This window comes from Nonomuraea sp. NPDC023979, from assembly GCF_040639085.1.
GTDB classification, from domain to species: domain Bacteria; phylum Actinomycetota; class Actinomycetes; order Streptosporangiales; family Streptosporangiaceae; genus Nonomuraea; species Nonomuraea ceibae.
On the sequence record NZ_JBEZZG010000003.1, the window covers coordinates 166,330 to 181,257 of the forward strand.

Genomic DNA, 14,928 nt, shown 5'->3' on the forward strand with positions numbered 1-14,928 from the left:
CCCGCAATATCCGCATAACCGGACGCAGCTATCCGTCATTGGAAATTTCTCTGTACGTCCGTCGAAACCCCACTTCAGAGCCCCGAAACCGGCCCACCTCCGTCACGTCTCCTACGTAGCGTTTTCGCAGGTCAGAGCCGTATATGAACGTCACGTTCGCGTTTGCCAAAGCCCTCCCCCGCGCCCACACTGGACCCCCAACCTCAACCAAGCCCCCGACCTGGGGTTTCTTCGCCATGCCCGGAGGAGAACCGACCATGATCCACGCCCGGGGACTGACCCGTGTCTTCACGATGAAAAAGGAGACCGTCGAGGCGGTGCGCGGCATCGACCTCGACGTCGAGCCCGGCCGGCTCGTCGCCTTCCTCGGCCCCAACGGCGCGGGGAAGTCCACCACCCTGCGCATGCTCACCACGCTGCTGCCCCCGACGTCCGGCACCGCCGTCGTGGCCGGCCGCGACGTGGCCCGCGACCCGGCCGGCGTGCGCGCCAGGATCGGCTACGTCGGCCAGCGGAACAGCGCCGGCGAGAACTTCCGCGTCCGCGACGAGCTCGTCACCCAGGGCCGCTGCTACGGCCTGACCACCGCCCAGGCCCGCGCCCGCGCCGCCGAACTGCTGGAACTGCTCGACCTGGAGCCCCTCGCCACCCGCAAGCCCGGCACGCTCTCCGGTGGCCAGCGCCGCCGCCTCGACATCGCGCTCGGCCTCATCCACCGGCCGGACCTGCTGTTCCTCGACGAGCCCTCCACCGGGCTCGACCCCGGCAGCCGCGCCGACATCTGGGCCCACATCCTGCGCCTGCGGGAGACGTACGGGACCACGATCTTCCTGACCACCCACTACCTCGACGAGGCCGACAGCATGGCCGAGCGGGTGATCGTCATCGACGGCGGCCGCGTCATCGCCGACGGCACCCCGGAACGGCTCAAGAACGACCTGGCCGGCGACCGGCTCACGATCACCACCCGCACCGGGCGCGACGCCGCCGAGGCGGCCCGGATCGGCGGCGGCGAGGCCGACGGGCTGACCGTGCGGGTGCGCGTCGCCAACGCCGCCGCCGCGCTGCCCGGTTACCTGCGCGCCCTGGAGGCGGCCGGGATCGAGGTCGCCACCGCCGAGACCGCCCGCCCCACCCTCGACGACGTGTTCCTCAGCCTGACCGGGAGAAAGCTCGATGACGACCTTCCTGCGTGACACCGCCACCGTCTTCCGCCGCGAGTTCGCGCCCGTGCTGCGCGAGCCGGTCGGGCTGCTGTTCGAGATGGGGCAGCCGCTGCTGTTCCTGTTCCTGTTCGGGTCGCTGCTGGACGGAGCCGTGGGGTCGTCCTGGCAGTGGTTCGTGCCGGGCATCCTGGTCATGATGTGCCTGTCGGGGCCGATGGCGTCCGGCTACCACCTGCTGGTCGAGCTGATCGGCGGCTCGATGGAGCGCATGATGGTCACCCCGCTCAACCGCACCGCCATGCTCGTCGGCCGCACGCTCAAGGAGATGGCGATCCTGACCGCGCAGGCGGTGCTGATCATCGTGCTGGCGCTGCCGCTGGGCTTCGAGCTCCACCCGGCGGGCGTGCTGGCGGGGATGGCGCTGCTGATCGTGTTCGGGATCGGGCTGGGCGCGCTGTCGTTCGTGCTCGCGCTGAAGTCCGCGCCCAGCGGGACCCTGTTCTACGTGGTCACGCAGGCGCTGCTGTTCCCGATGCTGCTGCTGTCGGGCGTGCTGCTGCCGATGGACTCCGGCCCGGCCTGGCTGCGGGCGCTCGGCGACGTCAACCCGGTCACGCACGTCGTCGACGCCCAGCGCGCCCTGTTCGCGGGCGACCTCGCCCACCCGTCGGTCCTGTACGGCGCGGCGGCGGCTGTGGTGATCGCGGCGGCCGGGCTGGTGCTGGGCAACCGGGCGATGCGCCGGGGCGTCTGAGACGCTGGACCGGATGAGTCACATCGTGGAGACCCGGACGGTGCCGTGGATCGCCGTCCCGCACCGCCTGGACGTGGTGCTCGCCGGCGACCTGCCCGGCGCCGGCACGGTCACGTCCGCGTTCGCGTTCGTCCTGGACGAGGCGGACCGGACGCTGCTGACGCACGTGGACCGGCCGGGGCGCGGCTGGGAGATCCCCGGCGGCCACCTCGACCCCGGCGAGACGCCCGTCCAGGCGGCGGCCCGCGAGCTGGCCGAGGAGACCGGCCTGCAGCTGGATCCCGGGCTGCTGTCGGTCTTCGCCTGGCACCGCATCGAACTGCTCGCCCCGCCGCCGCCCGGTCACCCCTACCCGGCGCTGACGTACATGGTGATGTTCACCGCCCGGCTGGCCGGGCTCGGCGGGTCGACGCGGCCGCCGGCGGGGTCGGAGAGCACGCGGGCGCGGTGGCTGCCGCGCGCGGACGTCGAACGGCTCGGCGCCGGCCGCACCTGGCTCAGCCTGCACCGCAGGCTGCTCGGCTAGCGGGCGCGCTCGATGTCCGGGCCCCGGTACATCGACTCGGGGATGGTCGCCAGCGTCGAGCGGTGCACCTGCGGGCCGAGACCGTACAGCTTCTGGAAGCTCATGATCAGCGGACGCCAGGCGTCGGGGTCGATGTGGTCGTCCGTCCCTTCCGTACGGATGTCGTCGTGCACCCAGACGCGCTGGACGCGTACCTCGAAGGCGGTCACGCCGTCGTCGGGGCCCACCGGGTGCGTCCGCTCCACGACGGCCTCCATGCTCACCGGGCACTCGGCCACGCGGGGCGGCGCGACCGTCTCGCTCGGCACCGGCGTCAGCCCCGCCCTGGCGAACTTGTCGGCGACGTGGCGGTAGCCGCGCGCGTGCTTGCCCGGCGGAACGGGGTCGCTGCCCGTGGTCAGGGCCAGCCTGTCGACGGCGGCGGCGAGCGCGTCCGAGGGCAGGTTCAGCACGCACTCGCCGGTCCTGAGCAGGTTCTGGGCCGTACGTGAGCGGGTGCCCCAGCCGAGCATGGCCCGCCAGCCCAGCCAGAAGGCCGACGACATGGGCGCCAGGTTGGGGGTGCCGTCCGGGTTCGTGGAGGAGACCAGGACCACAGGGGTGCCGAAGTAGAGGATGCCCGGCTCGATGCGGGTGTGCTTGTCGATCACTGTGCTCACCGCAACACTGTGACCGATCGGGCGGCGCGGGCGCTGGCGGCATTCGGACAGCGCGTCACGGCTCCGGCCGCCACGAGGCGCACGCGCGGTGTAGCGTCACAAGCAACCCCAATGGAGGCCTGCTGGATGCAATCACCGTTCGCCCTCACAATTGAACACTTCGGCGACACGGCGGTCATCACACTGGTCGGTGAGTTCGACACCACCCGGTGTTCCGAAGTGACGGAGAAGATCGCGGCCGGCATGGCCGAAGGCTGCGTCCACCTCGTCGTCAACGTGACCGAACTGTCCTTCTGCGACTCGATGGGCCTGCGGACGATCCTCGAATTCTCCAACCGGGCCAGGGCGGCGGGCGGCTGGCTCAGGCTCGCCGGGGTCCAGGGCGTGCTGCGGCGGCTCCTTGAGGTGACGGGGGTGTCGAGCGTCATCCCCGTCGACCCGGACGTGCCGACGGCCCTGCAGTCACGCATCTCCTGACCCTGGATCCTCCGAACAAATCAGCCCGAACGTCACTATTGTGATCGAAGCATCTTCAGGGGGAGGGCGGGCGGATGGCGACGGACGGGGCCCTGGGCAGCCGTTACATCCTCGTGGAGCAGATCGGCGCCGGCGGGATGGGGACCGTCTGGCGGGCCAGGCACCGCGACACCGGCGAGATCGTCGCCGCCAAGCTCCTGCGTGAAGGACTCGCCGCCGACCGCGACCTGGTGCTCCGGTTCGTCCAGGAACGCAATGTGATGCTCAACCTGCGTCACCCCAACATCGCCACCGTGCGCGACTTCGTCGTCGAGGGCGACCGGCTGGCGCTGGTGATGGACTTCGTCGAAGGCGGCGACCTGCGCACGCTCCTCCACGAGCGCGGCACGCTGTCGGCCGCCGAGGCCGCCCGCATGGTGGCCCGGATCGCCGGAGCGCTCGCCGCCGCGCACGACATGGGCGTGATCCACCGCGACGTCAAACCCGGCAACATCCTGATCGACGCCGCCACCGGGCAGCCCAGGCTCACCGACTTCGGCGTCGCCCGCATCGTCCACGGGCCCGGCCTCACCCAGACCTCGTCGATCATCGGCACCCCCACGTACCTGTCGCCCGAGGTGGCCGACGGCACCACGCCCACCCCCGCCGTGGACGTGTACGCGACCGGGCTGATCCTGTACGAGCTGCTCGCCGGACGGCCTCCGTTCGTCGGCGAGCATCCGATGGCGCTGCTCAGGCAGCACGCCACCGCCGCGCCCCGGCGGCTGCCCGGCATGCCCGACGTCCTGTGGACGCTCATCACCGCAGCCACGGCCAAGGACCCCGCCGCCCGCCCCACGGCGGCCGGCCTGGCCGAGGCGCTGACCTCTGCCGCACCGTCGCTGGCCGGCCTGCCCGCCCTGCCGCCGGTCGGCCTGGAACACCCGCCGCTGGCCACCTCCCAGCCCCTGCCCGGCCCGTACGAGCCGCCCGTGACAGCCGATCCGCAGGACGCGCGCACCCGCCCGCCCGCGCCCACCGGAACGCCGGGCACAGGTGGGACGCCGGTCGCCGCCGGGACGGGCGCCGTGGAGACGTCGCCCGGGCGTGGGGACGGCGGGCGGCGCGAGGCCGGGAAGGGGGCGGGGCGGTCGCGGCAGCGCGTCCTGGTCGGCCTGGCCACCGCGGCGGCCCTGGTCGTGAGCGCGGGCGCGCTCGTCGTCGTCGCGCCGTGGCGGGCCCAGACCGTCGGCGCCGTGAGCGAGGCCACCGTCGAGGCTCCCGTCGAGGCCCAGGCCCCCGCCACCGCCTCCACGGAGCCCGAGGTCCCGGACACCCCCACGTCGAAGGTGCTGCCGATCCGCAGCCACCCCCCGAAGACCCCCACCGCCGAGCCCGCCACCACGCGCCCCGCGCCGGAACGCACGACCCGCTCCCCCAAGCCCAAGCCCAAGACCTCGCCGCCCACCTCCGCCGACCCGGAGGACCCGACGACCGCCGAGCCCGAGACCCCGCCCCCGGCCGCCGCCGTGAACTGGCGGTGCCGCGACTGGTTCTCCCCCACGCCCGGGCTGCAGATGTCGCCCTGCATGGCGCAGGTCGGGGACGAGTTCCGCCTGATGGGCCGGATCAGGGGCTCCGCCTCGCTGCGCTCCGACATCCACGTGCAGCTCTACAACACCGACGCCGAGACGAACCTGTCGCAGCCGTTCCTCTGCGCGGGCGTCGCCCCGGCCCGCGACGGCGCCGTGGTCACCTGCGGCCCGTTCACCGCCACGGCGTCCCGTACCGGAGCCAAGGTCGACGTGCGCCAGCGGTGGCGCAAGTCGGGCACGGGGGCGTTCAGCGGCGGCGTGGAGAGCCCGTGGGTCGTGTGGTAGGAAGCGTTTCCTGACACCCCGCCGGGCGATGCCTCATGCTGGAGCTGGATCAGCTCCCTGAGCAGAGGAGAGGCCAGATGCGGGTGGAAGTCCGGGTGGTCCCCACAGGCGAGCTGGTCTCGCTGACGCGCTGGCTGCGCAGCCAGCGCCCGCTGCAGGGCCGGGTCGACCCGGTCGGCCGCCCGCCGGGCCGCGAGGAGCTCGGCGGCGCCGTCGAGCTGCTCAGCATCGCCGTCGGGTCGGGCGGCGCGGGCATGGTGCTGGCCAGGGCGCTGACGACGTGGCTGACCAACCGGCACGCCGACGTGTCCATCACGCTCACCACTCCCGAACGCACCGTGACGGTCGAGGCCAAGCGGGTCGGCGACGCGCTGCCCCTGCTCCAGGAGGTGCTGGACCAGGCCGACCGGGCGAGCGCGGGCGATGCCGGCTGACCGGCGCCGGAGCGGCGTCTCCCATGCCGTCCTCGTCGCGACCTCCGTGCACCGCGACGAGAGCCTGCCCGACCTGCCCGCCGCCGCCAACAGCGTCCTGGGGATGCGCGCGGCGCTGACCGACCCCGCCCTGTGCGGCTGGCCCGCCGGGGACGTCACCGTCCTGCACAACGAGGGCGACAGCCGCGTCGCGGCGCAGCGCATCCGGCAAGTCGCCCGGGAGACGACCGGGGTGCTGCTGCTGTACTTCGTCGGGCACGGCATGCTCACCGCCGAGGGCGAGCTGTGCCTGGCCCTGGCCGACACCACCGCGGCCGACCCCGACCTGACCGGCCTGGAGTACTCCCGCATCCGCACCGCGCTGCGCGACAGCCCGGCTGCGGTGAAGATCGCCGTGCTCGACTGCTGCTACGCCGGATCGGTCATCCAGACCGAGACCCTGTCCGCCGGGCTGTCCGCCGGGCTGATCGCCGACCAGAGCGACGTCCGCGGCGTCTACACGCTGACCGCCAGCGACCTGGCGGCGCACGTCGTGCCGTTCGGGGAGCAGGTCGACGCCTGCACGTCCTTCACCGGGGAGCTGCTGCGCCTGATCAGGGGCGGCCTCCCGGGCGAGCCCGACCCGCTCACGCTCGGCGTGCTGTACGGGCACCTGCGCCACCGGTTGCGGGCCCGGGGGCTGCCCGACCCCAACCAGCGCGGCACCGACAACGCCCACGACTTCCCCTTCACGCGCAACGCCGCCCGCACCGGCGCCCGTACACCGCCATCCCTCGATCTTCCGATCGTCCAGGCCGGGCAGGGGCGGACGTTCGCGCCGAGCCGGGGGCTGGGCTGGATGTGGTGGCTGGCCTCGCTCCTGCCGCTCGCCCTGGCCGGCGCCTTCATCTGGCTGATCGCGGGCTCGTTGAGGGCGCCCGGCCTCCTCCTGGCCATCCTGACGGTGATCGGCATCGTCGGCTGCGCCTACTCGTTAGGGCTGTTCGTGAACATGGTCCAGCGGGGCAACCAGCGCATGCGCCGCCGCCTGGCCCGGCTGCTCATCGTGAACACCGCCGGGATCGAGGTACGGGTGCGCGACCAGCGATGGCACTACCGGTGGGCGGACGTGTCCCGGATCGCCGAGCGGCGGCGCAACTTCCGCCGCTGCATCTGCATCGACCTCAAGCCCACGATCATGCTGCCGTCGGCGCAGCGCAACGGCGACTTCAGCCCCCGGTACGACCCGGGCCGCGGCGAGGTCCTGTTCACCACGCTCAGCGGCTATCGGGCCCGCCCGGAGGAGATCGTCCGCGAGATCGCCCAGTGCGCCGGCCCCAAATGGGTGGACTGACCGCCGCCCTGCCGGGGTTCAGCCGGTGTAGTTCTTGCCCAGCGGCCTGCCGGGGATCGGCCTGGCGATGAGCGCGACGGGGATGAAGAAGCAGATCTGGCCGATCGCCAGGGTCAACGTCCACAACGCCTTGTCGTCGTAGTGCGCCGCCACCCTGGCGTACAGCTCGTCGGGCACCCGCTCCCCCGACGGGCTCGGCGTGAGCACGGCCTCAACCAGCTCCAGCGCGACCCGTTCCGCGTCGGTGAAACAGGGGGCGTCACGCCACGTCGCCACGGCGGTGATGCGCTCCTCGCTCTCCCCCGCCTTGCGGAGCTGGCCACTCTGCCGGACCGCGTGGTAGGTGCTGCCCACGATCTGCCCGGCACGCAGCTGCATCAGGTGGACGGTCGCGTCGGGGACGGCGCCGTTCCGCACGGCCTTGGTCATGCCTCCGGCGATCGGCCCCACCTCGGGAAAGAAGCGGGAGGGATCGGGCAGCCGGGACTGGAGGGCGTCGGTCATCAGGAGTCTTCCTCTCGGTGGCGGGCTTTCCGGCTCCGACGAGACAGCCGCCGCCGATGTGAGCCCGAACGGCGTCAGGCGAGGAAGCCGCCGATCAGCGCGGCCACGGCCGCGGGCTGTTCGGCGAGCATGTCGTGGCTCGCCTCCAGCTCCCTGACCTGGAGGTGGGGCGGCAGGCCGGCGAGATCGCGGCGCACACCCCGCCGGAACGCCGCCATCAGCTCGCCGCCCGGCATCCCCGGCGGGTCCTGGGTCGGGATCACGACCAGGGCGTCGCAGGTGACCTGGCGCAGCAGCGGGATCGTGTCGCGGAACTCCGGCGAACAGCGCACCGCCGCCAGGAGCTCGGCGCCGGGCCTGGCATAGACCTCGCCGTCGCGTTCGACGCGCGCCCTGGCCGGGAACAGCGGCCCGAGCCCGTCGGGCAGCGGCCCGGCCAGGGCCGCCGCCTGCGCGTCGAAGGCGGCCTTGAGCGCCGCCAGCTCCCGGTCCCGCGTCGCGGCGTCCAGGCCCGGGTAGTTGTCCGGGGCGCTCTCGGCCGATCGCAGCCCGTCGAGGTTGACGATGGCCGGGCACTCGGGGTGACGCCTGGCCCACAGCACGGCCAGCATGCCGCCCAGCGAGTGGCCGACGACCGCCGGGTTGCCCAGGTCCAGGTGTTTCACCACCGCTTCGAGGTCGTCGAGCACCCGGTCCCACTCCCACGGGCCGTCGCCGGACAGGCCGTGGCCGCGCAGGTCGAGCGCCACGGCGCGGTGGCCGGGCAGGGCGACGGCGTCCCACGCCTCCAGCGTGCCGCCGAGGCCGTGCAGGAGGAGCACGGGGTCGCCGGGGCCGCCGTGGTCGCGTACGGCCAGGGGGATGTCGTGGTCAGTGATCGTGACGTCGTACGCCATGTCGCTCCAGAGATCGGTTCAGCCGGGCGCGGATGGAGCGCGTGGTCACGCCGCCGTCGGGGTGCCGGTCGAGCTTGCCGCGTTTGACGAGGTCGTGCACGCCCTGCCGGGTGATGCCGAGCATCGCCCCCGCCGTGGCGTACGGCACCGCCTCCTTGCCGGGGTGGCCCGCCCGCCTGGCCACGGCCCGGCCGAACGCCGTGCCCCACCAGGCGTCGGCCGGGTCGAACGGGCCGTCACCGGGGAAGACGGCCGCGACCAGCCGCGCCGCCGCCCGGACCGCGAGGGCGTCGTCGGGGCCGAGCAACTGGGCGGCCCACACCTCCGCCTCGATCCGCAGCCGTGCCCGTACGGGCTCCACCTGCTCGCCGGAGCCGAACAGGATCTCCAGCGGGTCGACGATCCGCCTTTCGACCAGCTCGACCAGCTCACGCACCAGCGCCACGTGCTCACGCGTACTCACTTGACACACGATAGCAAGTACTTGCGCCCAAACGTCAAGTAGTGGCGGAGGCAGCAAACCGGGGCGCCGGGCGTCTCTGGAGTATGGAAGTCGAGCTGCTCTCCAGCGGAGAGCCGACGGCGCCCGGCCGCGCCCTGGCGTACGTACGGTCGGCGGTGCTCAACGGGTGCCGGTCGACGCTGCGCCGCCGGGCCGTCAGACTGCGGCGGGCACTGCCGTACCAACCGCCCGTCTGGTCGGCCGAAAGCGCCGCGCTGGTGGGCCGCCGTCACCGCCGGCGACCTGCCCGAATCGTTCCGCCTGAAGCTGCGGGAGGGCGCGTCCTGGCGCACGATGGCCGACACGGTACGTGACCTGCGCGGCGTCGCCACCGTGGTCAACCAGCAGTGCGTCCGGGAGCAACGCGGCTCCACCCTCACCCACTGCGCCACAAGCTGACGCCCGCCTCAGGTCAGCGGTCGAACCAGTGGGCCGCCGGGGGCGTCAACAGCGCGACGACGATCGCCAGGGGCAGAATGGTGCCCGGGTGGATCGGGGTCAGCCAGCTGAATTCTCCGTCGATGGCGGTCAGGATGAGATTGCTGGCGAGCAAGACCGTTTCGAACGCGATGCCGCCCCAGCGCACCCATTTCCGCCGGGACGACCAGCGAGAGATCAGCACGCCCATGAGAACCACGGTCGCGAAGGAAACGAGCAGCAGCGCTGCCACCCTCGGCTCGCTGAACATCACCGTGATCACCGGTGAGATGAGCACAAGGCCGAAAAGGCTGAAGGCCATTTGCACGATCAGGATGACCCTGGCAGCCCGTACGAGGCCGGGCATCTGCTCGGTTTTCACGATCGCCGTCACACGATCATTCTGCCCAAGTATTCATGCACATGCACGACATATCGGGACAACAAAACAGATAAAAAGCGAGAAGGGGAGAGGGGATGGCCACGCCTCTCCACTCTTAACGTATAGCGGAGCGGGGGGCTTGCCGCAAGGCCCCGGTCATGCCGCACAATGGCACGCCGAAGCCACAGCCGGCCTGGGGAAACGGCGGACGACGCGCGTCCGCGAGCCAGGCCCCAGATCGGAGCGTTTGCCTGTGACCCCGCTGACCACCAGCGTGTTCGACCTTCCCGCCCGCCTCGCCGCCAAGGCCGACCCGAAGCTGATCGCCGGGGACGAGCGGCACTTCGCGGCCATCGCGGAGAGCCTGGACCGGTCGATCGCCGACCTGTCCGCCCGGCTCGACGCCGCGCGCAGGGCGCCGGGCGGCAAGGGGCGGCAGGCCCTCGACCGGGACCTGGAGGTGCACCGGCTGGCGGCCAGGCTGCGGGCGCTGCGCCGGTTCGGGCTGGACCTGTGCCTGGGGCACATGGTGAGCGAGGACGATCCGGAGCCGGTGTACATCGGGCGGCTCGGCCTGACGGACAGCGAGGGCCGCCGGCTGCTGCTGGACTGGCGTTCGGCGGCGGCGGAGCCGTTCTTCGGGGCGACGCACGGCAACCCGATGGGGTTGGCGAGCCGCCGCCGCTACCGGTGGACCCGGGGCCGGATCAGCGATTACTGGGACGAGGTGTTCACCGCCGACGGGTTCGACGGGCATGCCGCGCTCGACGACCAGTCGGCCTTCATCGCCAGCCTGGGGAGCAACCGGTCGCCCCGGATGCGGGACGTGCTGGGCACCATCCAGGCCGACCAGGACGCCATCATCCGCGCCGGTTCGAGCGGCGCCCTGGTGGTCGACGGCGGGCCGGGCACGGGCAAGACGGTGGTGGCGCTGCACCGCTCGGCCTATCTGCTCTATTCGGACCCGCGTCTCGGTCACCGCCGGGGCGGCGTGCTGTTCGTCGGCCCGCACCAGCCGTACCTGGCGTACGTCGCGGACGTGCTGCCCAGTCTCGGGGAGGAGGGCGTGCAAACGTGCACGCTGCGCGACCTGGTCGCGGAGGGGGCCGAGGCCGGGGTGGAGGCGGACCCGGAGGTGGCCCGGTTGAAGGCGTCGGCGGAGCTGGTGCGGGCGATCGAGCCGGCCGTCAGGTTCTACGAGAACCCGCCCACGACGGGCATGACGATCACGACGCCCTGGTCGGACGTGTGGGTGAGCGCGGAGGACTGGGCGGACGCGTTCGACGCGCCGGAGCCGGGCACCCCGCACAACGAGGCGCGTGACCGCATCTGGGAGGAGCTGGTCACGATCGTCCAGGACAAGCACGAGCAGGAGGTCTCGCCGGATCTGCTCCGCAGGTCGCTGTTGCGCAACCGGGAGCTGCTGACGACGTTCAACCGCGCCTGGCCGGTGATCGAGGCGGCCGACCTGGTCGGCGACCTGTGGACGGTGCCCGCGTACCTGCGCAGGTGCGCGCCTTCGCTCAGCGTCGAGGAGATCAGGAAGCTGCAGCGCGCGGAGCCGCAGGCGTGGACGGTGTCGGACCTGCCGCTGCTGGACGCGGCGCGGCAGCGGCTGGGCGACCCGGAGGCGTCCCGGCACAGGCGCCGCCGGGAGGCGGCCGTCGCCGCCGAGCGCGCCCGCGTGTCCACGGTCGTCGACGCCCTGGTCGAGGCGGACGACGACGGCGAGGGCGCGGTGACGATGCTGCACGGCCAGGATCTCAAGGACGCGCTGGTCGACGAGAACGCGGTGCCGTCGGTCGAGCCGGACCGGCTCGCGGGCCCGTTCGCGCACGTGGTCGTGGACGAGGCCCAGGAGCTGACCGACGCCGAATGGCAGATGCTGCTGCTCCGCTGCCCGTCCAGGAGCTTCACCATCGTCGGCGACCGCGCCCAGGCCAGGCACGGGTTCACGGAGTCGTGGCAGGAGCGGCTCGAACGGATCGGGCTCGACCGGATCACCCTGGCCTCCCTGAGCATCAACTACCGTACGCCGGAGGAGATCATGACGGAGGCGGAGCCGGTCATCCGGGCCGCGCTCCCGGACGCCAACGTGCCGACGTCGATCCGCAGCAACGGCCTGCCGGTGGTCCACGGGCAGGTGTCGGAGCTGGACGCGATCCTGGACGACTGGCTGGCCGAGCATGCTGAGGGCACGGCGTGCGTGATCGGCGATCCGGCCTTCCGGGGTACGCCGCGCGTCCGGTCGCTGACTCCGGAGCTGTCGAAGGGGCTGGAGTTCGACCTGGTCGTGCTGGTCCGGCCGGAGGAGTTCGGCGAGGGTGTCGAGGGCGCGGTGGACCGCTACGTGGCGATGACCCGGGCGACGCGGCAGCTCGTGGTCCTGACCTGAGGCGGCGCGCCGAACGGTGCGCCCCGGGGTCGCGAATCCCGACGGTTGGCGGATGATCGGGCATAGGCCGACGCCGAGGATTGTCGGCATGGATCCCGAACTCGAACCATTCGTCCCATTGCTGTCCGCGGCCGAGTACGCCGACCCCGTCAGCGAGCGCAAGGCCCTCACCGAGCTGGTCGCCTCGCTGCCGGAGCCCGACGTCTCGGCCCTGGAGATCACCGACCGCATGGTCCCGGCGGACCCGGACGTTCCCGTACGGATCTACCGGCCGCAGGAGGCGCAGGGCGGCGTCATCGTCTGGATGCACGGCGGCGGGTGCATCGTCGGCGACCTCGACACCGAGCACCGGTGGGCGGCCAAGCTGGCCGCCGAGTCCGGCGCCGTGGTGGTCTCGGTCGGCTACCGGCTCGCCCCGGAACACCCGTTCCCCGCCCCGTTCGACGACGCCTACGCCGCGCTGGTCTGGGTCGCCGCGAACGCCGCCGAGCTGGGCGTCGACCCGGACCGGATCGCGGTCGGCGGCATGAGCGCCGGCGGCGGCCTCGCGGCCGGCGTGGCGCTGCGGGCCCGCGACGAGCAGGGGCCGCCGATCCGCTTCCAGCTCCTCACCCAGCCCAGCCTCGACGACCGGCAGCGGACCTGGTCGGCGCGGAACTTCACCGGCACCCCGAGGGCGAACGCGGCCAGCCTGACGGCCGCCTGGCGGCTCTACCTCGGCGGCGCGCCCGCCACCCCGTACGCCGCCCCGGCGCGGGCCGAGGACCTGTCCGGCCTGCCGCCCGCCTACGTGGCCACCGCCGAGTTCGACCCGGTGCGCGACGAGGGCATCGACTACGCGCTGCGGCTCATGCAGGCCGGCGTCCAGGTCGAGCTGCACCAGTGGCCGGGGACGTTCCACGGCTCGTACGCGATCATGTCGGCCGGGGTGTCGCAGCGACAGAACGGCGAGCTGTTCGCGGCGCTGCGCCGCGCCCTGGCCGGCTGACGGCGCTCATCCGCTGCGCAGCGAGTAGGCGGTCACGTCCGGGCGCAGGTCGGCGACGCGCGACAGCGCGCCGGTGGCGAGGTCCCAGCCGAGCAGCCGGTCACCGCTCTCGACGAGCACGGTGCCGTGGCGGGCCCAGCCGCGCACCGGGCAGCCGCCCTTGCCGCACCGGGCGCCGGGCAGGAGCAGCGTCCTGACCACCCGCCCGGTGGCGGCCTCGGCCACGACGACCGCGTCGGCCCGCCCCGGACGCTCGCCGGGGGCGCGTCCGGGCACCGCGACCAGCCCGTCGCGCTGCCACCCGTGACGGCCCGGAACCGCCGTGGCCGGTCCGCCGTCGACGGCCAGCTCCACCTGCGCCGCGCCCTCCCGCAGGAACGTCCGGCCGCCGATCGGCACGATCCGCAGGTCGCGGTAGCCCGCCACCCCGCCGAAGCCCCGGTTCGGCTGCCGCGTCACCTCCCCGGTGGCCAGGTCGAGCAGGTAGTCCGCCTTCTCCTGCTCGACGAGCAGCCGCTCGCCGCGCCACAGCACCACCGCGTTGCGCCCCGGCACCGGGTAGCGCCTGGTCTGGCCGATGACGAGGTCGACGACCACGATCTCGTCCTGCTGCGGGAAGGCGGCCATCGTCCCGTCGGGCGCGAGCGAGTTGGGCCGCAGCGGCGTCCCGCCATCGCCCGCCCGGCCCAGCTTCACGTCGAGGGGGAAGCGCCCGCCGGACTTCAGCACGTGGACGCGCCCGTCGCCGAACTCGGCCAGCGCCAGGACGGGCCCGGGGGCCGTGCGCACGACGGGGATGGCGGCCCAGCGTTCCGGCAGCGCGGTCGCCGCCGCGGGCAGCGCCGCCTCATCGCCGGCCGGCGGGGCGGTGTCCAGCACGGGGCCGGGCGAGGCGGCAGGCGTCGGCCGGCCCGTGACGCCGCGCTCGGCCTGCTCCGGGCCGGTCACCACGTTCGCCGCGACGACGAGCCCGGTGACGGCCGTCGCCGCCGCGAGCACCGTCCACCGGCGGCGGGCCCGGCTCCGCGTGCCCTGCCGCCACAGCTCCCCCGCCCTGGACGACCCCTCGGGCAAGGTCTCGGCGAGCTCGCCGAAGAGCTCCCGCAGCCTCTGGTCCGTCATACCAGCACCTCTTCCAGCTCGGGAGCGACCTCGCGCAGCCGTTTCAGCGCCGCGTGCGTCTGGCTCTTGACCGTCCCGGGCGAGACGCGGAGGATCGCGGCCACCTCCATGACGGGCAGGTCCTCGTAGAAGCGCAGCACCAGCACCGCGCGCTGCTTCACCGGCAGCCTGGCCAGCGCGCGGGCGAAGAGCACCTTCAGGTCCGTCGCCGATGCGCTGTCGCCGTCGGCCCGGTCGGGCTGCTCCCCGTACGCGAACTCCCGCTGCCGCCGCCACTTGGACGCGACGTCCCGGTACAGGGTGGTGCGCACGTAGCCGACGGGGTCGGTGTGCACCTTCGGCCACCGGCGGGCCAGCTTGATCAGGGCGTCCTGGAGCACGTCCTCGGCCAGGTGCGGATCACCGCTGATGAGGACGGCGGCCCGCAGCAGCCGCTGGTACCACGCGGCGACGAAGGCCTCGAACGCCTCGGAGTCCGTCATACAGACAAGACGCCCGGGAGGGGGTGAAAGGT

16 protein-coding genes are annotated in these 14,928 nt (G+C 73.1%); 9 read left to right on the forward strand and 7 right to left on the reverse strand.

What is annotated here, in order from left to right:
* Positions 1-257: 257 nt before the first annotated feature.
* From AB0G11_RS07220 to AB0G11_RS07230, 3 genes are read left to right on the forward strand one after another with little or no spacing between them, the layout of a single operon-like run.
* Positions 258-1,196, forward strand: coding sequence for an ATP-binding cassette domain-containing protein (locus AB0G11_RS07220; RefSeq protein ID WP_357584513.1), 939 nt, complete (start codon positions 258-260; stop codon positions 1,194-1,196).
* Complete coding sequence (locus tag AB0G11_RS07225) at positions 1,177-1,920, forward strand: ABC transporter permease (RefSeq protein ID WP_357584515.1); 744 nt, start codon at positions 1,177-1,179, stop codon at positions 1,918-1,920. The genes AB0G11_RS07220 and AB0G11_RS07225 overlap by 20 nt, the downstream gene beginning before the upstream one ends.
* 13 nt (positions 1,921-1,933) lie before the next feature.
* A complete protein-coding gene (locus AB0G11_RS07230) occupies positions 1,934-2,446 on the forward strand; it encodes an NUDIX hydrolase (protein WP_357584517.1) in 513 nt (170 codons plus the stop codon).
* On the opposite strand, the gene AB0G11_RS07235 is transcribed toward AB0G11_RS07230, so the two are convergent.
* Positions 2,443-3,105, reverse strand: coding sequence for a flavin reductase family protein (locus tag AB0G11_RS07235; protein WP_357584519.1), 663 nt, complete (start codon positions 3,103-3,105; stop codon positions 2,443-2,445). The genes AB0G11_RS07230 and AB0G11_RS07235 overlap by 4 nt on opposite strands.
* A 126-nt stretch (positions 3,106-3,231) precedes the next feature.
* Here AB0G11_RS07235 and AB0G11_RS07240 point away from each other — a divergent pair, with 126 nt between their 5' ends.
* The 4 genes from AB0G11_RS07240 (at position 3,232) to AB0G11_RS07255 (ending at position 7,208) form a co-directional block, all read left to right on the forward strand.
* On the forward strand, positions 3,232-3,582 hold the full coding sequence (locus AB0G11_RS07240; protein ID WP_357584521.1) for an STAS domain-containing protein: 351 nt from the start codon (positions 3,232-3,234) through the stop codon (positions 3,580-3,582).
* Between the two features lie 74 nt (positions 3,583-3,656).
* Positions 3,657-5,441, forward strand: coding sequence for a protein kinase (locus AB0G11_RS07245; RefSeq protein ID WP_357584523.1), 1,785 nt, complete (start codon positions 3,657-3,659; stop codon positions 5,439-5,441).
* A gap of 77 nt (positions 5,442-5,518) precedes the next feature.
* Positions 5,519-5,875, forward strand: a complete 357-nt coding sequence (locus tag AB0G11_RS07250; RefSeq protein WP_357584525.1) for a hypothetical protein — start codon at positions 5,519-5,521, stop codon at positions 5,873-5,875.
* Positions 5,865-7,208 (forward strand): hypothetical protein, encoded by a 1,344-nt coding sequence (locus tag AB0G11_RS07255; protein WP_357584527.1) that lies wholly within the window; start codon positions 5,865-5,867, stop codon positions 7,206-7,208. Before AB0G11_RS07250 ends, AB0G11_RS07255 begins: the two co-directional genes overlap by 11 nt.
* An 18-nt stretch (positions 7,209-7,226) precedes the next feature.
* On the opposite strand, the gene AB0G11_RS07260 is transcribed toward AB0G11_RS07255, so the two are convergent.
* The 4 genes from AB0G11_RS07260 to AB0G11_RS07275 form a co-directional block, all read right to left on the reverse strand.
* Positions 7,227-7,712 (reverse strand): carboxymuconolactone decarboxylase family protein, encoded by a 486-nt coding sequence (locus AB0G11_RS07260; RefSeq protein WP_219518197.1) that lies wholly within the window; start codon positions 7,710-7,712, stop codon positions 7,227-7,229.
* A 74-nt stretch (positions 7,713-7,786) separates the two neighbouring features.
* Positions 7,787-8,608: an alpha/beta hydrolase gene (locus tag AB0G11_RS07265; RefSeq protein WP_219518196.1), complete on the reverse strand. Its 822-nt coding sequence runs from the start codon at positions 8,606-8,608 to the stop codon at positions 7,787-7,789.
* Complete coding sequence (locus AB0G11_RS07270) at positions 8,583-9,071, reverse strand: hypothetical protein (RefSeq protein ID WP_219518195.1); 489 nt, start codon at positions 9,069-9,071, stop codon at positions 8,583-8,585. Before AB0G11_RS07270 ends, AB0G11_RS07265 begins: the two co-directional genes overlap by 26 nt.
* 451 nt (positions 9,072-9,522) lie before the next feature.
* Positions 9,523-9,921: a hypothetical protein gene (locus AB0G11_RS07275; protein WP_219518193.1), complete on the reverse strand. Its 399-nt coding sequence runs from the start codon at positions 9,919-9,921 to the stop codon at positions 9,523-9,525.
* A gap of 241 nt (positions 9,922-10,162) precedes the next feature.
* On the opposite strand from AB0G11_RS07275, the gene helR reads away from it, so the two are divergent.
* Entirely contained in the window at positions 10,163-12,304 is a 2,142-nt protein-coding gene (gene helR, locus AB0G11_RS07280) for an RNA polymerase recycling motor ATPase HelR (protein ID WP_357584529.1), read from the forward strand.
* 88 nt (positions 12,305-12,392) lie between these two features.
* On the forward strand, positions 12,393-13,292 hold the full coding sequence (locus AB0G11_RS07285) for an alpha/beta hydrolase (RefSeq protein ID WP_357584531.1): 900 nt from the start codon (positions 12,393-12,395) through the stop codon (positions 13,290-13,292).
* A 6-nt stretch (positions 13,293-13,298) separates the two neighbouring features.
* Here the strand turns inward: AB0G11_RS07285 and AB0G11_RS07290 are convergent, their stop codons facing one another.
* Both AB0G11_RS07290 and AB0G11_RS07295 read right to left on the reverse strand, forming a co-directional pair.
* Complete coding sequence (locus AB0G11_RS07290) at positions 13,299-14,414, reverse strand: hypothetical protein (protein WP_357584533.1); 1,116 nt, start codon at positions 14,412-14,414, stop codon at positions 13,299-13,301.
* A complete protein-coding gene (locus AB0G11_RS07295) occupies positions 14,411-14,896 on the reverse strand; it encodes a SigE family RNA polymerase sigma factor (protein ID WP_357584535.1) in 486 nt (161 codons plus the stop codon). The genes AB0G11_RS07290 and AB0G11_RS07295 overlap by 4 nt, the downstream gene beginning before the upstream one ends.
* Positions 14,897-14,928 lie beyond the last annotated feature (32 nt).